At 43.5% G+C, this 22,795-nt stretch carries 21 protein-coding genes and 1 other RNA gene; 2 read left to right on the top strand and 20 right to left on the bottom strand.

Translation table 11 applies throughout. From position 1 onward, the window contains the following. Positions 1 to 2: 2 nt before the first annotated feature. From D6853_RS12650 to tadA, 3 genes are all read right to left on the bottom strand, one after another. Positions 3 to 2,291, bottom strand: coding sequence for a hydratase (locus D6853_RS12650; protein WP_120658376.1), 2,289 nt, complete (start codon positions 2,289 to 2,291; stop codon positions 3 to 5). Between the two features lie 98 nt (positions 2,292 to 2,389). After that, complete coding sequence (locus D6853_RS12655; RefSeq protein WP_120658377.1) at positions 2,390 to 3,931, bottom strand: DUF3502 domain-containing protein; 1,542 nt, start codon at positions 3,929 to 3,931, stop codon at positions 2,390 to 2,392. A gap of 23 nt (positions 3,932 to 3,954) precedes the next feature. Further along, positions 3,955 to 4,419 (bottom strand): tRNA adenosine(34) deaminase TadA, encoded by a 465-nt coding sequence (gene tadA / locus D6853_RS12660; RefSeq protein ID WP_243108355.1) that lies wholly within the window; start codon positions 4,417 to 4,419, stop codon positions 3,955 to 3,957. Between the two features lie 180 nt (positions 4,420 to 4,599). On the opposite strand from tadA, the gene D6853_RS12665 reads away from it, so the two are divergent. Together D6853_RS12665 and ffs are read left to right on the top strand one after the other, a co-directional pair. After that, positions 4,600 to 5,010, top strand: coding sequence for an RrF2 family transcriptional regulator (locus D6853_RS12665; RefSeq protein ID WP_120658379.1), 411 nt, complete (start codon positions 4,600 to 4,602; stop codon positions 5,008 to 5,010). 99 nt (positions 5,011 to 5,109) lie between these two features. Further along, positions 5,110 to 5,209, top strand: an RNA gene (gene ffs / locus D6853_RS12670) — signal recognition particle sRNA small type. Positions 5,210 to 5,252: 43 nt separating this feature from the next. On the opposite strand, the gene D6853_RS12675 is transcribed toward ffs, so the two are convergent. The 17 genes from D6853_RS12675 to amrA all read right to left on the bottom strand — a co-directional run bounded on the left by D6853_RS12675 (position 5,253) and on the right by amrA (position 22,739). Continuing rightward, positions 5,253 to 6,341 (bottom strand): PucR family transcriptional regulator, encoded by a 1,089-nt coding sequence (locus D6853_RS12675; RefSeq protein WP_120658380.1) that lies wholly within the window; start codon positions 6,339 to 6,341, stop codon positions 5,253 to 5,255. Positions 6,342 to 6,450: 109 nt separating this feature from the next. Continuing rightward, positions 6,451 to 7,560: an ABC transporter ATP-binding protein gene (locus D6853_RS12680; protein WP_120658381.1), complete on the bottom strand. Its 1,110-nt coding sequence runs from the start codon at positions 7,558 to 7,560 to the stop codon at positions 6,451 to 6,453. A 202-nt stretch (positions 7,561 to 7,762) separates the two neighbouring features. Then, complete coding sequence (locus D6853_RS12685) at positions 7,763 to 8,554, bottom strand: YesL family protein (protein WP_120658382.1); 792 nt, start codon at positions 8,552 to 8,554, stop codon at positions 7,763 to 7,765. Further along, positions 8,538 to 9,041, bottom strand: coding sequence for a GNAT family N-acetyltransferase (locus D6853_RS12690; protein WP_243108354.1), 504 nt, complete (start codon positions 9,039 to 9,041; stop codon positions 8,538 to 8,540). Before D6853_RS12690 ends, D6853_RS12685 begins: the two co-directional genes overlap by 17 nt. After that, positions 9,028 to 9,975, bottom strand: a complete 948-nt coding sequence (locus D6853_RS12695; protein ID WP_120658383.1) for an alpha/beta fold hydrolase — start codon at positions 9,973 to 9,975, stop codon at positions 9,028 to 9,030. Before D6853_RS12695 ends, D6853_RS12690 begins: the two co-directional genes overlap by 14 nt. A gap of 67 nt (positions 9,976 to 10,042) precedes the next feature. Continuing rightward, the gene (metG, locus tag D6853_RS12700) at positions 10,043 to 12,076 is read right to left on the bottom strand and encodes a methionine--tRNA ligase (RefSeq protein WP_120658384.1); all 2,034 of its coding nucleotides are present in this window, start codon (positions 12,074 to 12,076) and stop codon (positions 10,043 to 10,045) included. A gap of 20 nt (positions 12,077 to 12,096) precedes the next feature. Continuing rightward, complete coding sequence (locus tag D6853_RS12705; RefSeq protein ID WP_120658385.1) at positions 12,097 to 12,972, bottom strand: methionyl aminopeptidase; 876 nt, start codon at positions 12,970 to 12,972, stop codon at positions 12,097 to 12,099. 151 nt (positions 12,973 to 13,123) lie between these two features. Next, entirely contained in the window at positions 13,124 to 13,777 is a 654-nt protein-coding gene (gene rpe, locus D6853_RS12710) for a ribulose-phosphate 3-epimerase (protein WP_120658386.1), read from the bottom strand. A 5-nt stretch (positions 13,778 to 13,782) separates the two neighbouring features. Beyond that, entirely contained in the window at positions 13,783 to 14,724 is a 942-nt protein-coding gene (locus tag D6853_RS12715; protein WP_120658387.1) for a transketolase family protein, read from the bottom strand. Next, positions 14,721 to 15,548: a transketolase gene (locus tag D6853_RS12720; protein WP_120658424.1), complete on the bottom strand. Its 828-nt coding sequence runs from the start codon at positions 15,546 to 15,548 to the stop codon at positions 14,721 to 14,723. The genes D6853_RS12715 and D6853_RS12720 overlap by 4 nt, the downstream gene beginning before the upstream one ends. 116 nt (positions 15,549 to 15,664) lie before the next feature. Continuing rightward, a complete protein-coding gene (locus tag D6853_RS12725; RefSeq protein WP_120658388.1) occupies positions 15,665 to 16,360 on the bottom strand; it encodes an L-ribulose-5-phosphate 4-epimerase in 696 nt (231 codons plus the stop codon). A 14-nt stretch (positions 16,361 to 16,374) separates the two neighbouring features. Further along, positions 16,375 to 17,970: a xylulokinase gene (locus D6853_RS12730; RefSeq protein ID WP_120658389.1), complete on the bottom strand. Its 1,596-nt coding sequence runs from the start codon at positions 17,968 to 17,970 to the stop codon at positions 16,375 to 16,377. A 33-nt stretch (positions 17,971 to 18,003) separates the two neighbouring features. Then, positions 18,004 to 18,828 carry a DNA-3-methyladenine glycosylase family protein gene (locus tag D6853_RS12735; RefSeq protein ID WP_120658390.1) on the bottom strand — a complete coding sequence of 275 codons (825 nt, stop codon included), beginning with the start codon at positions 18,826 to 18,828 and terminating at the stop codon, positions 18,004 to 18,006. Next, positions 18,825 to 19,274 (bottom strand): restriction endonuclease, encoded by a 450-nt coding sequence (locus D6853_RS12740; protein ID WP_120658391.1) that lies wholly within the window; start codon positions 19,272 to 19,274, stop codon positions 18,825 to 18,827. The genes D6853_RS12735 and D6853_RS12740 overlap by 4 nt, the downstream gene beginning before the upstream one ends. A 17-nt stretch (positions 19,275 to 19,291) precedes the next feature. Next, positions 19,292 to 20,380, bottom strand: a complete 1,089-nt coding sequence (locus D6853_RS12745) for a PTS transporter subunit IIC (RefSeq protein WP_120658392.1) — start codon at positions 20,378 to 20,380, stop codon at positions 19,292 to 19,294. 77 nt (positions 20,381 to 20,457) lie between these two features. After that, positions 20,458 to 21,306 (bottom strand): AmmeMemoRadiSam system radical SAM enzyme, encoded by an 849-nt coding sequence (amrS, locus tag D6853_RS12750; protein WP_120658393.1) that lies wholly within the window; start codon positions 21,304 to 21,306, stop codon positions 20,458 to 20,460. 47 nt (positions 21,307 to 21,353) lie between these two features. Beyond that, on the bottom strand, positions 21,354 to 22,739 hold the full coding sequence (amrA, locus tag D6853_RS12755; protein ID WP_120658394.1) for an AmmeMemoRadiSam system protein A: 1,386 nt from the start codon (positions 22,737 to 22,739) through the stop codon (positions 21,354 to 21,356). Between the last annotated feature and the right edge of the window lie 56 nt (positions 22,740 to 22,795).

The raw sequence follows: 22,795 nt of genomic DNA on the forward strand, positions 1-22,795 counted from the left end.
CTTTATTTAACACGATTGAAGTTAATAAGACATCCGTCGAGAATGATCTGTCTCTCGTCGTCTGTGAGGTTACCGAGCTTTAAGGTGAACTCTTTCATCTTGCCGTCTGCTACTGCATACGCCTTAATTGTCTCGCTCTTATTTATAACCGCATTCCTGATTCCCGGGAAGAAGATATAGTCTTTGTTCTTGAAAGGAAGCTCACCCTCATCAATGATGAAAGGAAGCATTCCCCAGTTAATAAGGTTGGAACGATATCTCTTTGTTGCATACTCATTGGCGATGTTAGCCCATCCGCCAAGAACCTTCTGACAAGAAGCAGCCTGCTCTCTGGCTGATCCGTCACCGGGCTTAACAGCAAAGATCGTTGAACCAAATCCTACATTGGAGTTGTTTACATCAGCAAAGTCCTTGCCGATAACTGCCATTACATCTCCAAGCTCGTTAACTGCTTCGATAGGATCTTTTCCGTCTACAAGTGCATCCTGAGCTGCTCTTACTTCCTTTGCAAGTCCTACGTAAGCAGGATCCTTTCTTGAAAGTGTAAACTCAGCAAGTCCGAGAGGATTGGATCTGTATGATGAAGTCTCACCTGAAGGAATGAGCTCATCAGTTGTTGTGACAGGATCGTGAATCTCTGATACAACCTTGAGAACAAGGTTCTCAGGAAGAGCAGACATCTTAGGCCAGTCCTTAATGTTGGGACCGAGCTGAAGCTCAACTGAAGGATCTGCAACACCGTGAGAATCAAATACACGGTTCTTGTAAATCTCGCTGTCAAAGTGATATGTATATTTATTGAATTCACCGTCAAAAGCAGTAGCGGGAGTAAGAACGCCCTTGTTAGCTGCTGTTGCCGCGATAGATCTTGCATCCATAAGTGCAACGGAAGCAACCTGACCGTTCTGAACCTTAGAACCTTCACGGTTAGGGAAGTTTCTGGTTGAATGTCTGATACTGAATGCGTTGTTGGAAGGAGTATCTCCTGCGCCGAAGCAAGGTCCGCAGAATGCAGTCTTAAGGATCGCACCTGACTCAAGGATTGCTGCTGCCGCGCCGTTCTTAACAACTTCCATAAATATAGGTGTAGAAGCAGGATATACACTGAGTGTAAATCTGTCGTTTCCAATGAAGTGTCCCTTGAGAATATCAGCTGCTGCACAGATATTCTCAAATCCACCGCCGGCACAACCTGCGATGATACCCTGATCAACCATGAACTTGCCGTTCTTGATCTTATTCTGAAGTGAGAACTCTACGCTGTCACCAAAGCTAACCTTAGCTCTCTTCTCAACATCTGCAAGAATGTCAGCAGCGTTTCTGTTAACCTCATCAATCTCATATACATTGCTGGGATGGAAAGGCATAGCGATCATAGGATTGAGGCTGTCAAGATCTACCTTCACAAGTCCATCATAGTAAGCCACATCACCGGGCTTAAGTTCCTTGTACTCGCCGATCCTTCCGTGAATATCATAAAACTCTTTTACTGTCTCGTCTGTCTGCCAAATGGATGAAAGACATGTTGTCTCTGTAGTCATTACATCCACACCGATCCTGAAATCTGCGCTGAGATTCTTAACACCGGGGCCTACAAACTCCATAACTTTATTCTTTACATAGCCGCTTGCAAATACTTTACCGATAATGGCAAGTGCAACGTCCTGAGGGCCTACGCCCTTCTTGGGTGTTCCCTCAAGATAAATGGCAACTACACCGGGCATATCAACATCGTATGTCTGTCCAAGAAGCTGCTTAACAAGCTCGGGACCACCCTCACCGATTGCCATGGTTCCGAGAGCACCGTATCTTGTATGAGAATCGGATCCAAGGATCATGCTTCCTGCAGATGCAAGCATCTCTCTTGCGTACTGGTGAATAACCGCCTGATGAGGAGGTACATAGATTCCGCCGTATTTCTGAGCAGCCGTAAGACCAAATACGTGATCGTCTTCATTGATAGTACCGCCTACCGCACAAAGTGAATTGTGACAGTTTGTAAGTACATAGGGAATAGGGAACTTCTCAAGTCCTGACGCTCTTGCTGTCTGGATGATTCCTACATAAGTGATGTCATGAGAAGTAAGCTTATCAAACTTAACGCATAACTTATCCATATTTCCGGATGTATTGTGTGCCTTTAAGATTCCGTAAGCTATAGTATTCTCTTTTGCAGTTTCTTTAGTTGCATTAACACCCTTGGATGCGAGAACCTGCTGTGCCTGTGCATCATCGGGTACTATTGTGTTACCGTTTAAAAGATAACAGCCTGTGTCGAATGTTGTTACCATTGCCATTCCTCCTGCCTAGTAATTCGAAGCGCTATACATGTATACAATTTCACAGGCGCTATTTTATCATAGATTGACCTTTGTTGGTAGGATATTTTTTAATCAGAATCCAAAATCTTCTGAAGTTCTGCCGTAATTTCCTCTATCCCCGCGGCTTTAAGCTCTTCTCTGAAAAGCCTCACTTCTTCCTCGGGCGAAGCTTCATATTGACCGTATGCGATCAGAGGAACATATTTGTCGCAAACCTTCAACACGCCCTGTATCTTTTCATTTATCTCGGGCTTGGAAAAAGACACTCTGTCCCACGGATAGTCCTTGGCTATGACATCATAGTTACTTACAAGCGCCTCGTAATCATCCCATGCAAAAGAAGAATTCTTAATCTCGAATTCATCTCTTCTTCCCCACCAGAAATTGGTCACTATTCCGTCGCGCTCATCATTGTAACCGCTCGGCTTTTCTAGCATTCCGTCTTTATTTATGATGTACTGAACGCCCTCGATTCCGTAATTCATAAGCCTGTAGCACTCTTCATCGTTTCGAAGGATGTCGTAAACCATGAGCGCTCTCTCGGGATTCTTGGACTTGGAGCTGATTCCCACAGCGCCGTGAAGAATACTTGTTCTTATAAGATTTCCGTTCTCTTCTCCAAAGTAAAAGAACTTGGTCCTCGCTTCGGGTTTAACTATTTCCATGTTGGGTTTTATTATCGTATAAAAATTCTGCGTGTGATGCTGAATGACAGCCGTTTCTCCCGCATAAAACTCATCATCGTTCTTTCCGGCATAGTTAAGATCTTCTCTCCAAACACCGATCCGGTCCCACTCTTTCATCAGTCTTGCAAAACTAACAAAAGACTCTCCTTCGTAATAAGGAGAAACTATTTTTCCGGGATTGGTGGAATAAGCTCCCCACACGCCGTAGGTTCCAAGCTCATATATCGGAACATACTGCCTAACCGACATAAGATAACCAAGCGCATGAATCGTCTTCTTTCCGTCGGCATCCCATGGAACCATTCTTGGCCTTGTTGTCCTTACATATTTAAAATAAGAGTCAAGATCGTTCCAGCTCTTTATCTCACCGATACCGGCTTCTCTTGCTATATCCTCTCTGTAAATAAATCCGTGATTTGTCCACTGTGTATATTCATTTTCGGGAATGAGATATATCTTGCCGTTATATGAACAACACTCCCAATCCCTGTCAGAAACATTGGCATAAGTTCTGGGGCAGTATGTCTTCAAAAGTTCTTTGGAAAGCGGCAAGAAATTGCCGTTAAGGACATTGGGCCAGGCATCGAGCCAGTCACTGCCTGTACCAACAAGATCAATGCTGTCTCCGTCCATAGAAAGAGCACTGTTGTAATTGCTTAAATAATCATCCCAAGCAACATAGTAAATATCAAGCTTGGCATTCGCTTTTTTTAAAAGAATCTTGTTAAGCTCATCTATTACCTGCTCGGTCATTCCGTTAGTAGGCTTATCGCCTATGGTAAGATAGGTGATCGTAACAGGTTTACCTGATATGTCTATCCCCTCATAGCACTCATCAAGGTCATATTTCTTATGTGATGCACATGATAAGCACATAAGAAGCATTGCTGTCATTATGATTATTGCCGTAATTTTCTTTCTCACCAAAGCTTCCCCTCATTCTTTGCTTAAGTAGTCTTTTTCTCTTTTTCAGCTTTATTTCTGATACGCAGTTCAGCGAAAAATTTCTTTAGCAATTCACTGCATTCTTCTTGCAATATCCCTTTTTTAACCGATACCTGATGATTGAAATCGGGATTGTTCAAGATGTCCATGACAGACCCCGCACATCCCGCTTTAGGATTAACTGCGGCCATGATCACTTCGGGAATCCTCGCCTGAACTATCGCCCCCGAACACATCTGACAAGGTTCAAGTGTCACATACAGCTTGCACTCTTCGAGTCTCCAGTCTCCCATGAATTTAACCGCCTTCTTTATCGCAGAAATCTCCGCATGAGCAAGCGGCGTTTTGTCGGTATTTCTTCTGTTATAGCCTCTTCCTATTATTTTCCCGTCGTAAACTATAACGCAACCTATGGGAACTTCGCCCAGATTGTATGCTTTCTTGGCCTGCGCAAGCGCTGCTTTCATGTACTTTATATCAAGCTGCTCTTCCGGCGTAAGCTTGTTTTCTTTTTCCGCTTTTGAGCGAGCTTTTATCTTATTTGTCTTACTTTTTTCCTGCTTCATACCTTTTCATACCAAAATGGTAGTAATTCTTTTTTATTTTTGCTATCATATTATAACACTATATTCGATAGAGGTTTATAAATGAAGATATCGACCAAAGGAAGATATGCTCTGAGAGTAATGATAGATCTTGCCACCAACAACAACGGCGAATACATCACACTCAAGGATATCGCTCAGCGGCAAAACATAACAATTAAATATCTTGAGCAGATCGTATCGGGTCTTAAAAAAGCCGGCTATCTCGAAAGCATGCGCGGAGGCAGCGGCGGTCACAGACTTGCCAAGGATCCTTCGCAGTATAACGTCGGCGAAATTTTAAGAGTCATGGAAGGCACTCTTAATCCCGTCTCCTGCTCTGCCGGTGAGGACGGTCTGAAATGTCCTCTTTCCGCATCATGCCACACCATTGAATTCTGGAAAGGCCTTGATGATGCCATCAACAAATATGTCGACAGTTTTACTCTTGCAGACCTGCTTGAACAAAAATGATAGCATCATGATCCGCGGTAATAATTGACATTCCATTCAAAAAAAAGTATAGTAATAAAGCGGTTTTGTGAAGGGTGCATGTAGCAGTCCTTTGTGCAAGATCGGGTCTTATGCAATGAAAATCTGCGAACCGTGTCAGGTCGGGAACGAAGCAGCACTAAGCAGAACCTTTCATGTGTTGTAAGGGTGCCTGGTCCTGCCGAAGTCAACGTGCATGTATCCCTCACAGGACCGCTTTTAATTTATTTTCTTTTTTCCAGATATTTCATATAACCAAGGACCATAAGCGCAATCTTAAATGTAAGTGCATCATCAAACTTTCTCACATCAAGTCCCGAACTCTTTTCCAATTTTTCTATTCTGTAAACCAGAGTATTTCTGTGAACAAAAAGCTGTCTTGAAGTCTCTGACACATTGAGATTGTTTTCAAAGAAACGGTTTATGGTAGCAAGCGTCTCATCATCGAGATCGTCATATATATTCTTGTCTCCGAAAATCTCATCAATAAAAATCTTGCAAAGACTCTCCGGAAGCTGATAAATAAGTCTTCCAATTCCAAGTGTGTTGTAGGCATTTACTCTGTTTTCAGCGTAGAATATCTTGCCCACTTCGAGCGCCATCTTGGCTTCTTTGTATGATTTACTTAGATCTCTTATCTCTTTTACGATCGTTCCGTAAGAAACCCTTACATTCAACATCGCTTCGGTGTTCATCATGTCCACGATGGTTGTGGCAACTTCATTTACATCATTGTAATCCTGACCTTCCTCGAGTGACTTGACCAAAATGACACTGTTCTCATCAACAGCGGTTACATAATCGCCTGAGTGAGGAGCATACATGCTCGAAAGGAGCTCCTGCATATTGCTGTCCTGCACACGCTTTCCTTCCACAAGGATTATTACTCGCGGAACGGACACCTCGATCTTAAGCTTCTTAGCTCTGTTGTAAACATCAATAAGAAGCATGTTGTCGAGAAGAAGATTCTGGAAAAAATTATTCCTGTCATATCTTTCTTTGTAGGCAAGGACAAGTGCCTGAAGCTGGCTGACCGCAATCTTTCCCACCATATAAGCATGTTCGCTGTCACCGATGGCAAGAAGAATATAGAGCGGATCACCGTCATCAAGAATCTTAAAAAGATGAATATCTCCTATTACCTGTGAGTCAACGGGAGAATTGGCAAAGCTTGTTATTATGGATGCATCCAAAAAATCTTTATCGCCTGTCGATGCAACGACCGAACCCGCAAGATCAAGCACACAAAGATCGACCTTGGTAATGCTGCTTAATTCTTCTATACTCCCTTTAATTATCTGAGATGATATCATCTGCCTGCTCCTTCCTAACAACCAAAAGATTTGCTATGCAACTCTAGTATAGCATATTATAGCGTCAAAAAGAGCCGCGCATCTGCGCGGCTCCTTAAACAATCTCTTATTAGTTTGTGATTGTCTGCTCTGTCTCTTTGTCGAAGATGTGGATCTTCTCAACATCGAAAGCAAACTTAACCTTATCACCGGGTCTCGCTGTTGTACGAGAATCAACTCTTGCTGTGATAGGGAACTGAGCAAGATCAAAGTACAGATAAACTTCTGCACCAAGAAGCTCGTATACGTTGATTGTTGACTCAAATACAGCCTTAGATGTGCTAACAACCATCTCTGAATCATCAACGTCCTCAGGACGGATACCGAATGTAACAGTCTTTCCTGCATAACCGCCATCGATAAGCTTCTTAGCCTTTGCAGGAGGAAGCTCGATCTGCTGATCTGCAATGCTGAGGCTTGCCTTGTCACCTTCAACTACAACTTCAGCATCAAGGAAGTTCATCTGAGGTGATCCCATGAATCCTGCAACGAAGAGGTTGCAAGGCTTATCGTAAAGGTTCTGAGGTGTGTCAACCTGCTGAACTACACCGTCCTTCATAACTACGATTCTTGTACCAAGAGTCATAGCCTCTGTCTGGTCATGTGTAACGTAGATGATTGTTGTGCCAAGTCTCTGGTGAAGCTTAGCGATCTCTGTTCTCATCTGTACACGAAGCTTAGCATCAAGGTTTGAAAGAGGCTCGTCCATAAGGAATACCTTAGGATTACGAACGATAGCACGTCCCATAGCAACACGCTGTCTCTGTCCACCTGAAAGAGCCTTAGGTCTACGATCAAGAAGTTTCTCAAGGTCAAGGATCTTAGCAGCTTCTCTAACCATCTTGTCGATGTCCTGCTTAGGAACCTTTCTGAGCTTAAGACCAAATGCCATGTTATCATATACAGTCATGTGGGGATACAGAGCGTAGTTCTGGAATACCATCGCGATATCTCTGTCCTTAGGCTCTACATCGTTAACAACTCTGTCACCGATCTTAAGTGTACCTGAAGAGATATCCTCAAGTCCTGCGATCATACGAAGTGTTGTTGACTTTCCACATCCTGAAGGTCCAACGAAAATAATAAACTCTTTATCCTGAATCTCAAGGTTGAAATCTTTAACTGCATGGAAGCCGTTAGGATAAATTTTATCAATGTGCTCAAGTGATAAACTAGCCATATCTTTTAATTCCTCCTGTGTATATCTTTAATACTAGAATAAAGTATATCTGTCCGCCACTTTGTTGACTATTCACTAATTCAACAAATATTTTTGGTTTCATTAGCCAATGTGCTCACAGAAAAAAATTTCTTTTTATTTTTTTGTGATGTTGCCGAAGAATAAAAAAAATCTATATGCAACTTGTATATCGGTATTTCGTTCACTCTTCATCGAGCTTTTTTATTGCGTTACTAAGCTCTTCCTCTTCGGTAAGTTCTTCTTCCTCAGGCTCGAAGCGCTTAAAGGTAACGCTGTACAACATGGCATTCACATATGAAGGTCCCGCAACGCCGATAAGAATGAGAATCGGAAGTACCTTAAGATCAAAGAAATAAAGCAAAAGTGCAGGCATAAGTGAGATAACCGTCATCGCAACAGATCTCGGAAGTGCAATGATCGCCATGAGGAACGAATTCTTTATTGTTGTTCTGGTCTTATTTTCAAATCTTGATAAGATCGGGAATACATAAAGCGATGCAACATAGAGAATAACTGCCATTCCAAGCACCACATAACAAAGGACTCCGCCTCTTGCTCTTAAGATAAAGAAATCAAGAACCAGCATTCCGCCTACGAAAAATTTAATTACCTGAAGAATCAATCCCTGTTTGAAATTCTCTTTAAAAGACTTAAAGTAGGACTTTGTGATATAGCTGTCTTCATCCCTTACCATCTTAAGGAGCACATAGTGCATAGCCGTACATGCGGGTCCCAGGATTGACGAACAGATAATTCCAAATATCCATGCCCAGAGTATTCCGTTTAAAAAGATACTGTAATCAAACTCTGCTCCTTCTGTCATAAGAGGACCTATAGCGGGTCCCAAGAAAAAGAGCTGCTCAATAATAAGCGGTATCGCAAAGATAAGTGTCAAAATATTGAGCCACATTACATCGGCAAGTCTCGTAAGTGCTCTCATAACCGGACTGTCGATATCAAAAAATCTTCCCATAGTTATTAATCCTCAATTCCATTGGTGTAAATCTAATGCCGTCTGCCTCCGTTTCTCCTCTTATATCCTTAAAGCCGATTGTGTGATAAAAATCAACGGCGTAGGGAGAAGCATTGACTGTAAGCGTATCGATTCCTTCTTCGGTTGCGGCGTATCTCGCCACAAATTTAATAAGGGCAGTGCCAATTCCGTTGCCATGGCATTCCCCATCAACAAACAAAAGTGATATGTGTTTTTTCTCCCTCAGTGACAACATGCCGAGGTACTTCTCGTCCATAACTGCGACGAAAAGCTGATAGTGTCCTGCAAGAAACATCTGATGAAGTGTCTCGTCAGTCACAAAGTTTCGGAAATTATCAATTCCTTCGCGTGAATAATCAGGGGCGTCGAATCTTGCAAAGGTATTCCACGCAAGCTTCATCGCCCCATCCCAATCTGAATTATATGCGCATCTTACGATTACTTTAGAAGTATCAACCTGCACCATTAATCACCTTACGGATCCATGCATACTGATCTTCATAGACCTTTTCTCTTCCGATCTCCTGCTGAAGCTCATGGCGCATTCCGTCATAAAGCTTAAGCTCAACATCCTTGATCTGAAGCTGAGTCTTATAAATTCCGCAGAGCTTTTCGGGTGCTTCACCGTATCCGCCCACCGGATCTTCTTTTCCGGATGTTATGAGAATAGGAAGATTCTTGGGGATGTCTTCCATCTTGTCGGTATCCTGAATCCTCTTAAGAAGCTCTGCCATGGTCTTGAAACCATTCATGGTAAAAACAAAGTTACATGCGGGATCCTGCTCATATTTTTGAACGCTCTCTTCATTGTGAGAAAGCCAATCAAATTTGCTCTTGGCGCCGGGAATGTTCTTTAAGTATCCCTTAAATGCCATTCCGTTTATAAGCGACGAACGATACTTGTCACCCATGAAAAGAGAGATAACTTTGATAAGGAACGTCATAAGATTGATAGTTCCCTGAGGCGCAAAAGCCGTACCCTGAATAACGGCACCCTTGATACCTGTTCCGTATCTGGTTATATACTCTCTTGCAATAAACGAACCAAAGCTGTGACCCAAGATAAATACCGGAACTCCCGGATAATCTTCCTGTGTCATCTTCTTAAGTCTGTGTGCATCACGCACAAGGACTGTAGCCGGATCTTTTTTGCAAAAATAGCCGTAGGTACCCTTTTTCTCAGTAACAGAACCGCCATGTCCGAGATGATCGTTACCCATAACAAGAATGCCCTTTTCTGCCATAAAACGAGCAAACTCATCATAACGATCAATGTACTCCTGCATCCCGTGGATAATCTGCAAAATAGCAACAGGTTGTCCTTCGGGAATCCATCTGATTGCGTGAAGCATGGTCTGTCTGTCTCTGGATTTGTAAGTCAGTTCCTCTTTGCGCACCATTAGAAATCCCTCCCAATATACTATTGTTTTCTGCCTATATATATTTTACTACATATAATGCTCAGAATTAACAGATTTCTGCTCCGGACGGCATCTCTTTTTCAGGAGTCATAAGAGCGAGGTTACCCTCTGCGTCTTCTGCGCAAAGAAGCATTCCTTCCGACATAACTCCCGCAAGCTTGGCGGGCTTTAAGTTAACCAAAACCATTACCTTCTTGCCAACCATCTCTTCCGGAGAATAGTACTTTCTTATTCCTGAAACAATCTGTCTGATCTGGCTTCCTATCTTAACCTGTGAGCAAAGAAGCTTCTTGGAATTTTCAACCGCTTCGCACTTGATGATCTCGCCGACCTGGAACTGCATTGCTCCGAACTGATCAAAAGTGATCTCATCTTTGGCGGGAATATCTATTCCGGCGTCCTCAGAGTCTTTCTCTGCCTTTACGGGAGCGGGCGCAAGTCCTGCTTTTGCAAGGTTCTCAGCTGCCTTTCTCTGAGACTCTTCAAATTCTTCCTTCTGTTTCTTAGTGATCTCAGCAGCTTTTTCAAGAACTTCCTTGAGGTCCTTACGGGCAAAGAGCATCTCGGGAGCTTCCGCTACCTTGTTGCCGCTCTGATACATTCCGAATGTTCCGAGAGTATCGAAATCTCTCTTAGGTGCAGAAAGCTGCTCGATTATCTTCTGAGCCGTCTCAGGCATGAACGGATCAAGAAGAGCCGCTCCGATAGAGATAGACTCTACAAGATTGTAAAGAACAGTAGAAAGTCTGTCCTTCTTGGCCTCGTCCTTACCAAGGATCCATGGCTCGGTCTCATCGATATATTTGTTGCATCTCTTGAATAAAGTGAAGATCTCAGTAAGAGCATCTGCAACTCTGAGCTCATCCATCTTCTTCTCTACTTTGTCATAACAGCCGGTAACAACAGCCTTGAGGTCATCGTCGACAGCCTCTGTTACTCCCTTGTCGGCAACAACACCGCCAAGATATTTGTTGGTCATTGCGATTGTTCTGTTTACAAGGTTACCGAGTGTATTTGCAAGGTCGGAGTTAAATCTCTCAACCAAAAGCTCCCATGTAATAACTCCGTCATTATCAAAAGGCATTTCGTGAAGAACGAAATATCTCACGGGATCTACGCCAAATAAGCTTACAAGGTCATCGGCATAGATAACGTTTCCTTTTGACTTACTCATCTTCTCGCCGCCCTGAAGGAGCCAAGGATGTCCGAAGACCTGCTTGGGAAGGGGCTCACCGAGAGCCATAAGGAAAATAGGCCAATATATGGTATGGAAACGGATGATGTCTTTACCGATAAGGTGAAGGTCTGCAGGCCACCACTTCTTGTAATCCTCGGAGCTGTTGCCGTCTGCATCGTAGCCGATACCTGTTATATAGTTGGTAAGAGCATCAAGCCAAACATATACGACATGCTTGTCATCAAAATCAACGGGGATGCCCCATTTAAATGATGTTCTTGAAACGCACAGATCCTGAAGTCCGGGAAGAAGGAAGTTGTTCATCATCTCATTCTTTCTTGCCACAGGCTGAATGAACTCGGGATGTGTGTTGATATGCTCGATAAGTCTGTCGGCATACTTACTCATCTTAAAGAAATATGCCTCTTCCTCTGCGGGGTGTACAGGGCCTCCACACTCGGGGCACTTGCCGTCAACAAGCTGAGACTCCGTGTAGAAAGCCTCACACTCCGTACAGTACATTCCCTTATATGATCCCTTATAGATATCACCCTGGTCATAGAATTTCTTAAAGATCTTCTGAACCTGCTTAACATGATCGTCGTCAGTTGTACGGATGAATCTGTCATATGAAGTATCCATGAGATTCCAAAGACCCTTAATGGTATCTGAAACCTGATCTACAAACTCCTTGGGAGTAGCACATCCGGCCTCGATCGCTCTGGTCTCAATCTTCTGTCCGTGCTCATCGGATCCTGTCTGGAAATGAACATCAAATCCGTCGCATCTTTTATATCTTGCAATAGCATCGGCAAGCACTATCTCATAACTGTTTCCGATATGAGGCTTACCTGATGTGTACGCGATAGCTGTTGTAATATAATATTTTCCTTTATTCTGCATCTATATCATCCCTCCCGGTATCACCAGCATAAAAGCTCATAACCTGTCTCGGTAACAAGAAGTTCAACTTCCCACTGAGCTGAAGGCTTGAGGTCTGCTGTGTACACTGTCCAATCATTTTCTTCGTCTATAAATATTTCTTGTTTTCCCATATTTACCATAGGCTCTATGGTAAATACCATGCCGGGCACCATGAGCATTCCGGTTCCGGGCTTACTAACATAACTTACAAAAGGCTCTTCATGGAAGTCATTGCCGCATCCGTGTCCGCCTATCTCTCTGACTACGGTATAGCCATTCTTAAGTGCATGTTGGTGAACCGCATGTCCCATATCTCCGATAGGTGTCCATGGCTTAACTGCCTTAAGTCCTTCTTCAAGGCACTCTTTTGTAACATCTACGAGTCTCTTTTTCTCGGGCGAAACTTCTCCTATGCAAAACATTCGTGAAGAATCTGAATAATAACCGTTTAAAATGGTGGAACAATCTACATTTATGATATCTCCGTCTTTAAGGATGATATCCTCTGACGGGATTCCATGACACACTTCTTCATTGATAGATGTGCACACACTCTTGGGAAATCCTTCGTAGTTAAGATCTGCGGGGATTCCACCCATCTTGGTAGTTGTGTTATAGACTATGTCATCTATTTCCTGAGTGCTCATTCCGGCATGTATCTTCTCTGCTATCTCATCGAGAACCGCCATATTTATAACCGCACTCTTCTTGATTCCTTCAATATCCTCTGCTGTCTTCAAAAGACTTCTGTCGGGTACTATAAACCCTTGACGCTCAAAATTAATGATCTTGTCGTCAAACGCAGCATGGCATGTCTTATATTTCTTGCCACTGCCGCACCAACAAAGATCGTTTCTCTCCAATCTCTTATACATTGCTGACCTTCTTATTTTTTTCGATAATTTAACAAATATAGTATGCCTTTTCGAATTCCAAATGTCAACCGACACGCGGTATTTACTGGGATTGTGAAAAAAAGAAAGCCCATGTGCCAAGCACATGAGCTTTCTATCGCCGCGTTTGTTATTATACGCCGAGGATACGTCTGAATTCGGCAACGTTCTCGGAAGGATTTCCCTTGAACACTCCGGATCCCGATACAATAACGTTGGCGCCCGCATCAAGCACTTCTTTAACATTGCTTGTATAAACGCCTCCGTCGACCTCAACATCAACATTAAGATTTCTGTCAGTTATGATCTTTCTGACTTCTCTTATCTTATCGAAACTGTTTGGAATCAGTTTCTGTCCTCCAAACCCGGGTTCAACGGTCATTACTAGAACCATCTCAACAACATTCAGGTAAGGTTCGATATCTGATACCGGGGTTCCCGGCTTGATCGCAATACCTGCTTTTTTGCCGCAGTCGTGAATCTCATCGATCACCGCCTGCGGATCCTCTGCTGCTTCATAATGAAAAGTGATTATATCAGCTCCACATTCCGCAAATTCTTTGATGTAACGAATGGGATCGACGATCATAAGATGTACGTCAAACACCATTTTCGTTACGGGTCTGATTGTTTTTACAACAGGCATACCCATAGAAATAGATGGTACAAACACACCATCCATAATATCAATGTGTAAGTATTTTGCACCGGCATTGTCGACTTCAGCGATCTGATCTCCAAGCCTTGCAAAATCAGCTGATAATATTGAAGGACAAATTTTATTCATATTTTTTATTTAAGAAATTCCTTTACTGAGGCATATACGCCGTCTCCGTCGAGTCCATACTTGTGAACAAGTTCACCTGCGGTACCTGACTCGCCGAACTTATCCTGCATTCCGATCTTCTTCACAGGTGTAGGTGCAAGCTCTGAAAGAGCATCGCATACTGCACTTCCGAGTCCGCCGATAACGGAATGCTCCTCAACAGTTACTACCTTGCCTGTCTTCTTTGCGGAAGCCACAACAAGATCTTTGTCCAAAGGCTTGATAGTGCAGATGTTGATTACCTCAGCTGAGATTCCGTCAGCTGCAAGCTTCTCAGCTGCGCTGATCGCAGAATCAACACAGATTCCGGTAGCGATGATAGTTACATCCTTACCCTCTCTGATAACCGATCCCTTACCGATCTCAAACTTGTAATCGGGTCTGTCATTGATAACGCTGCAAGCTGCACGTCCGAATCTGATATAAACGGGTCCTTCGTGCTCGATTGCTGCGCGTACGCAAGCCTTTGCTTCGATATCATCCGCAGGGCACATTACAACCATTCCGGGGATAACGCTCATAAGTGCGAAATCCTCATTACACTGATGGCTTGCTCCGTCCTCACCAACGGTGATACCTGCGTGAGTTCCACCGATCTTAACATTAAGATGAGGATAACCCACAGAGTTACGAACCTGCTCAAACGCACGTCCTGCTGCAAACATTGCAAAAGAACTAACGAAAGGAATCTTACCTGTAGTAGCAAGACCTGCTGCGATTCCCATCATATTACACTCGGCAATACCGCAATCTATATGTCTCTCAGGAAACTTTTTCTGGAATACCGCTGTCTTGGTTGAAGCTGCAAGATCCGCATCGAGAACCACGAGGTTAGGATACTCAGCACCAAGCTCTGCAAGCGCATTACCATAACTTTCTCTTGTTGCTATCTTCTTTACATCGCTCATAGTGACGCACCTATCCTTTCCAGCTCTTCCATAGCCTGCTTGAACTCATCATCGTTAGGAGCCTTACCATGCCATCCGGCCTGATTCTCCATGAAGGAAACGCCCTTACCTTTAACAGTGTGAGCAATAATTGCTGTAGGCATGCCCTTAGTCTCTTTTGCTTCCTTGAAGGCAGCTTTGATCTCGTCAAAGTTATGTCCGTCTATGTTGATAACATGGAAATTGAAGGACTCAAACTTCTTGTCGATAGGATAAGGTGAACATACCGTATCAATAGGTCCGTCAATCTGAAGATTGTTGTTGTCAACAATAACAACAAGATTGTCAAGCTTACGGAAGCCTGCAAACATAGCTGCCTCCCATACCTGTCCTTCCTGGATCTCACCGTCACCAAGAAGTGTGTAAACTCTGTAATCCTTGTTGTCCATCTTGCCGGACAAAGCCATTCCGCAAGCTGCGGAGATTCCCTGTCCAAGTGATCCGCTTGACATATCAAGTCCGGGGAGATACTGCATGCTGGGATGTCCCTGGAGTCTTGAACCAAGTTTACGAAGTGTTGTAAGCTCTTCCTTAGGGAAATAGCCTCTCTCTGCCATTACTGAATAAAGGCCGGGAGCGCAATGTCCTTTTGAAAGAACGAATCGATCTCTGTTCGGATCTTTAACATTCTTGGGATCAATGTTCATTTCCTCAAAGTAAAGATATGTGAAAATATCTGTAGAGGATAATGATCCGCCCGGATGTCCTGCTCCGGCTGCATGAAGAGCAGTGATGATGCTTTTTCTGACTTCATTAGCCGTCTTTTGTAGTTCCTGATTGGTCATAGCCATAATGAATGATTCCTTTCCGTATATTCAAAGACAAAATGCACTTACAATTTAACACAAGCTATATTCATAGTCCATAAGGCACTTTGTCTAAGTTTTAAATATAAAAACTATTACTTCTGACCGTAATACGCATTAGCGCCGTGTTTTCTGTAATAATGCTTATCCTGAAGCTCTGTGGGAGCAGCCTCAACATTGGGGTTGATAACCTCACACCTGTACGCCATCTTGGCAACTTCTTCCGTTACAACCGCGTTGTGAACAGCTTCCATTGCATCCTTGCCCCATGTGAATACGCCGTGGTTCTTGCAAAGAACTCCCGGAACATCAACAGGGTTCTTGCTCATGCGCTCAAACTCAGTGGCAATAAGCACACCGGTATTGGCCTCATAAGCCTCATCAATCTCAGCCTTGGTAAGACATCTTACACAAGGGATCTCTCCATGGAAGTAATCCGCATGAGTTGTTCCGTAGCAGGGAATGGATCTGCCTGCCTGAGCCCAGCTTGTCGCATATGATGAATGTGTGTGAACAACACCGCCGATATCTGCAAATGCCTTGTAAAGCTCAACGTGTGTAGGTGTGTCTGATGAAGGATTAAGTTTTCCCTCAACCTTCTCGCCGTTAAGATTCATAACAACCATGTCATCGGGTGTCATTGTATCATATTCAACTCCGCTCGGCTTAATTACAAACAAGCCGCTTTCTCTGTCTATCTCACTTACATTACCCCATGTAAAAGTAACAAGATTATATTTGGGCAAAAGAATATTCGCCTCATATACTTTTTTCTTTAACTCCTCAAGCATATTGAATCTCCTTCTTACTTTAAAGAATCAACTGCAGCTCTCTCGATCGCAAGACCTGCATTGTAATTCTTCATAAACTCATCAAATCCCTTTACATCTGCGCTGTCGGGATTACATGTCTCTACTTTACCTCCGACAAATACTTTGTCGTTAAGATATTTCTCAAGTGTCTCGCCGTCAGCCTTCTTCATCATGTAGCCCGCAAGAATTGCCTGACCCCAAGGTCCGCCTTCTCCTGCTGTCTCCATAAGCTTGATAGGTGTATCAAGTGCCGCTGCCATAACTCTGTCGCCAACACCTCTGATCTTGAAGAATCCGCCCTGACCAAAGAAGAAATCAGCTTTTACATTCTCCTGCTTGGTAAGGATGTCATTTCCGATCTTAAGAGCTCCGAGTGCTGTATAAAGATGTGCCCTCATGAAGTTTGAAAGGTTGAATTTGTCATCGGGTCTTCTTGCAAAAAGAGGTCTTCCCTCATCAAAGCCCGTGATACTTTCGCCTGAGAAATAATTATAAGAAAGAAGTCCGCCGCAATCCGCGTCTCCCTCCATCGCCTTGCGATAAAGAGTTCCGTAGAGAGTATCGTCGTCTACTTCTTTTCCGATATCTTTTGCAAATTCTCTGAAAAGAGAAACCCATGCATTAAGATCTGAAGTACAGTTGTTGCAGTGAACCATGGCAACCTGTTCGCCTGAAGGTGTTGTAACAAGATCAAGCTCTGGATATGCCTTGGAAAGATCGTGTTCAAGAACAACCATTGAGAATACTGAAGTTCCCGCAGAAATATTACCTGTTCTTACGCCGACGGAATTGGTCGCAACCATTCCGGTTCCCGCATCTCCCTCGGGAGGACATACAGGGATGCCGGCCTTAAGTGTTCCTGTGGGATCCAAAAGCTTGGCGCCTTCTTCGGTAAGCTTACCTGCATCTTCACCTGCTGCAAGAACCTTGGGAAGAATATCTCTTATCTTGAAGCCGAAATTCTTATCTGCGATAAGCTCATCAAACTTATCAAGCATACCTGCATTGAAATCGCATGTTGAAGAGTCGATAGGGAACATGCCTGATGCATCACCTACGCCGAGAACCTTCTCGCCTGTGAGCTTCCAGTGCACGTATCCTGCAAGTGTTGTAAAGAAATCAACATTAGGTACATGCTCTTCTTTATTAAGGATTGCCTGATAAAGGTGCGCAATGCTCCATCTCTGAGGAATATGATATCCGAACTTATCCGTAAGAATATCAGATGCCTCTCCTGTAATAGTGTTTCTCCATGTTCTGAAAGGAACAAGGAGTTCACCGTTCTTATCAAATGCCATGTATCCGTGCATCATAGCAGAAAAGCCCATTGCCCCGACACATGTAAGTTTTTCATCATACTGCTTGGCCACATCGTTAGCAAGCTTGGAATAGCAATCTCTAAGACCTTCCCAAACGTCGTCAAGAGTGTATGTCCACACACCGTTCTCAAGACGATTCTCCCAGTTGTGACCACCCGAAGCTATCGGGTTATAATTTTCATCTGTAAGCACCGCTTTGATCCTGGTTGATCCAAACTCGATGCCCAGAAAAGTTTTTCCTTGTTGGATAGCTGCTTTAATATCGCTCATACTACATACCCCGTTTTTCTATAAAATACCTTCTTACGCTAACCCATTACTTCTAGAATAAAAGAACAGGTATTGCTGCATTACTCCATTATAAGGCTTGTACTTATCAAAGTTAAAGCCTTCCGGATATTTTAATTCCAAAACTCTGTTGATCCAAACGTCTTTTGGGAAAGCATCCAGTCTGTGATATCCGAAAAGAATCTCACAATTGGCCACCTTGACTCCAACCCCAAAGAGTTTCAGAAGCCTTTCCATAAGATCATCATCCGAAAGATCCTGCCACTTATAAAGTTCTGCTTCTCCACTCAGAACATCATTCGCAGCTTTCTTTACGTACTTGTCTCTATACCCGAGCCCGCAGGAAGAAAGCTCTTTATCAGATAACTTTGCCATCTCACCCGGCTTCGGAAAAGCATATATATTATCGCCATTGGCGTTTTTTTCAGTCTTTATTTCACGACCCACAACCGCGCACAGCTTCTCGATCGAAGCCTTGATCGCAGGAATGTTTTTTCTCTGAGAGATGATAAAAGAGATCAGCATCTCCCAAGGGTCCTGTTTCAGAATGCGAATGCCCTTGCCGTACTCGGCAGCTTCAAAAAGGTATTCGTCGTTCTTATCTATCATACCTCTAATTTTCTTATATGAAACATCAAGGTCAAAATAAGATCTCCAAAATTCTTCGTAGTCTTTTTTACTACAGTCAAAATCAAACTCGTTATCGGAAATCTGTTTTATAAAAAGATGCTTGTCCAGCGCGGTCACGCTGTAACCGTCTCCGCTTTTGTTAAAGCGAAAGCACTGTCCGCTGTCGGCTATCTTTTCAAGATCAAAATCATCGTCTATCTTTATCTTCATTTACTCTTATCCATACTGTCCAGGTAACCCCTGTCCCACAACATTATGTTAAGCTTCTGCGCAAGGTCGACGGCGGGCTGAGTAAAATACTGATTGGTCATGACAACTCCGACCATCCTGCCGTAATAATCTCTGCCTGCATAAACCTCTTGAACCGCTTTGACTCCGATAGGCTTATCATAACACTTACACTGAACGGCGTATGTTATCCCGTCCTTCTCTGCAAGAATGTCCGCACCGAAATCGCCGCTTCCCTTGGTCACGACAGCCTCGACAAAACCGTTGTCTCTAAGAAGGTCCGCGCAGTAATATTCGAAATCATGCCCTTCCATTTCATCCATCGGAAGAGGCCTCATTCTAACCTTTTTTAAAAAATGGGCAACGGCAGCGGCGATCACAACGATCGCTGCCACCACTACCACATAGATTATCCATTCTTTGGACATATGATTCTCCGTTTAGATCAGAGCTTAAGGTCTCCCTCTTTAACCCATCCGAGTTTAACAACTCCTGCATGGATGATAAGAGATAATACAGCGGGGAGAACAAAACATATAAGTACGAGTCCTATCCAGTCAAAAGGTGTGATCGCTGTCTTTGTTCCTGCTGCAATGTCATTAATCCATCCTGTATAAACACCGATCTGACCTACAAGTCCGCAGGTACCCATACCCGATGAAATAGCTATACCATTCATCTTGAGTTTGAAAATACAGGTTGCGATAGGTCCCGTGATCGCAGAAGCAAGTGTAGGTGCGATCCAAATCCTTGGATTCTTAATAATGTTACCCATCTGAAGCATAGATGTTCCGATTCCCTGTGAAACAAGTCCGCCCCACTTATTCTCTTTGAAAGAGATAACGGCAAATCCGATCATCTGTGCACAGCATCCCGCAACTGCTGCTCCGCCTGCAAGGCCTGTAAGCCCAAGTGTCATACAGATAGCAGCCGATGAAATAGGAAGCGTAAGAGCCATTCCTATTAGTACCGAAACCAAAATCCCCATAAAGAAAGGCTGAAGTTCAGTAGCCCACATGATAATGTTACCCAATGCCTCCGCAGCTTTTCCGATCGGAGGTGCGATAGCCCACGAAAGCAACACACCCACACCTATGGTAACAAGGGGGGTTACAATTATATCAACCTTGGTCTCCTTGGAAACAGCTTTACCGAACTCTGCAGCAACGATAGCTATAACAAACACTGCAAGAGTACCACCTACCTTTCCGCCAAATATATTAGCGGAATATCCTACGGTTAACATTGAGAAAAGGACAAGCGGCGGACACTTAAGCGCATATCCTATTGCCACCGCCATTGCCGGGCCACTCATTGCGGTAGTAAAAGCGGAAATCTTGTATTCAGCACCATCCACCATTATCTCCCGTCCCAAAAACGGAATATTAAACTGTGTTCCGATAGTATTGATAATGGTTCCTATAAGAAGTGAACAAAAAAGTCCCTGCGCCATTGCACTAAGTGCATCAATACCGTAACGTTTTAAGGAAATCTCAATATCTTTCCTCTTCAAAAATTCCTTCAATTTTTTCATCTCCTCCAATCGTTCTATTATTTAGAACTATCGAAACATATTCTACCATAGACGCCCCGATTTTTTAATCTTAAATTCTAACAGTTGCCTGTATATACAAATTCAAGGTTCTCTCTTGCCAACTCGGCAAGGCGATAGACCTTTTGTACATCCGTCGCATCGCGGTCAGTCATTTTAAATCTGGGGAAAAATCTGGAGATATGAAGAGGAATTTTTTTACCTGTAATGTTTTCTAAATCTCTTACCCACTTGGATAATTCTCTGATCTCTTCTTCGCTGTCGTTTTCACCGGGAATAATTAGAGTAGTAAGCTCTACGTGGCAATTCTTTGCCGCTTCTTCTATAAAAGTCATCGTCTGCTTTCTGTTTCCGCCGATAACTCTTTTATAATAATCATCCGTAAAGCCTTTCAGATCGATGTTCATTGCATCGATATAAGGCGCAAGCTCATCAAGGACAGAGAGTTCTGCCGTTCCCGCCGTCACCATAACGGTTTTTAGATCGTACTCTTTGGCAAGCTTTGCCGTATCAAGAACAAATTCATATCCCACAAGCGGCTCGTTGTAGGTAAATGCTATACCGATATTTCCTTTAGCTCTTGTTTCAAGCGCAATTTCAACCAACTCTTTTGGGGTTATAATTTCCGCATCCTTCGCATACTTTCTTGAATCTTCCGACCATGAGATCTCATTATTCTGGCAAAAAGGGCAACGAAGATTGCAGCCAAAACTACCTACGGATAATATGTAGCTTCCGGGAAAAAAATTATTCAAAGGCTTTTTCTCTATAGGGTCAAGCGCAAGACTTGATAATTTTCCATAGTTATACGCCACGACCTTGCCGTCTCTTACAGTCCTTGCGCCGCAAAAGCCAAACTCGCCTTCATTTATCTCGCAGTGTCTGAAACACACGTGACAATTTGCCATATATCCTCCTACCGTCTATCCGTGACAAAGCGCTTTGATTCAAGCGATCAGTAGTGCCTCACAACTTCAAATCGCTGCAATGTATAAGGTTCATCCTCACGGATTCCGCCCTTTTGCCTTGCTATATCTATCTGCTGCTCTATCGTGTCGACGCCGTCGAGATTTGGAAGAAGAAGTCCCCTCTTGTAACCGTGGCTCACTATAACGCCGTAACGCTTAACATCAAGTTCATCCGGCGAATCTATGTCTTCTGTATCTCCAAGAACATCAACGCTTATATCAAGGAATTTAAGTTCGTCTTCTGTTATCGGGTCAAACCTCGGATCTCTGCTGCAAGCACTTATTCCGTTTTGAATTATCTCTTTTGCGATATTATCCTGAGTTGCTGCAATTGTGCCTATGCATCCGCGGAGCTGCCCAAGCTTATGAATGGAAACAAAAGTGCCTGCGCTTCTTGAAAGCATGTCAGAAGGAAGATCATCCGGCACATCAAGCTCAACATGGTACTTAACCCAAGACTCAACGCTCGCCCTTGCAAGCCTTACATACTCATCACTTGAATCCGCTTTCTCCTTGCATTCATTTATAATTCTTTTTTCAAAGTCTCTTAGAAAATGTCTGTTGTCATCTTCCTTCTCAGGATAAAAAGTGCAGATTCCGTAGCCAACGCCCGTAACATTCTGATGTGAGAGCTTGGTGGCTTTAACCCCAAGTCCGTCAAACGCTCCCGCCATTATCACAAAAGATCTGTGACCGCACTCCGCTGCTTTTTGACAAAAGTTTTCATCAAATTCAAGAAGCTTACCGAAATCAGCATTTCCGCACACTTCCATGATCCGTTCGTCATACTCGGGACCTTCTTTAGCAAAACCGTATGGTCCGTAGCTCTGAAGCTTATGCGAAAGATCTCCGCTTGCTATAAAGACAACATTTTTTCCGGATTCATTAACCGCCTCCGCTATTAGCTTTCCGAATCTGTAGTGATCGGTAAGCGGAAGTCCCGAAAGACCTATCCTTACTATCTTTCCGCCGGTATATTTCTTTCTTACAAACCAAAGCGGAACCATGGTTCCGTGATCCAAAGCCGGATCTCTTTCACCCATTGTTCCCGCAGGAAAGTCTATGCTGTCAGCCTTCATGCGGATCAGGTCAGCAAGCTCATAGTCATAATCCTCGTTAAACTTAACTTCAGGTGCCCCAAACGCACCAAAATCTCCCGTCGCATCGCGTCCGGGAGATATATGGAAATAGTCCGCATACATCACAGAATGCGGACTTGTGATTATTATTGTGTCCGGCTTAAGCGCCGCCACTTCATCGGCTACTTTTTCATAAGCCTTCGTTGTCTCGATGATCTGATCCTCTCCGCCTCTTCCGACTTGCGGAACGATAAGCGGCGGATGCGGTACCATAAATGCAGCTTGAATCGGCATGTTCTTTCCTCCTTTAGCATCACTCGTCTTCTGTATACCCACTGCCTTTCCCCTTA

This window comes from Butyrivibrio sp. X503, assembly GCF_003625475.1.
GTDB lineage: Bacteria > Bacillota > Clostridia > Lachnospirales > Lachnospiraceae > Butyrivibrio.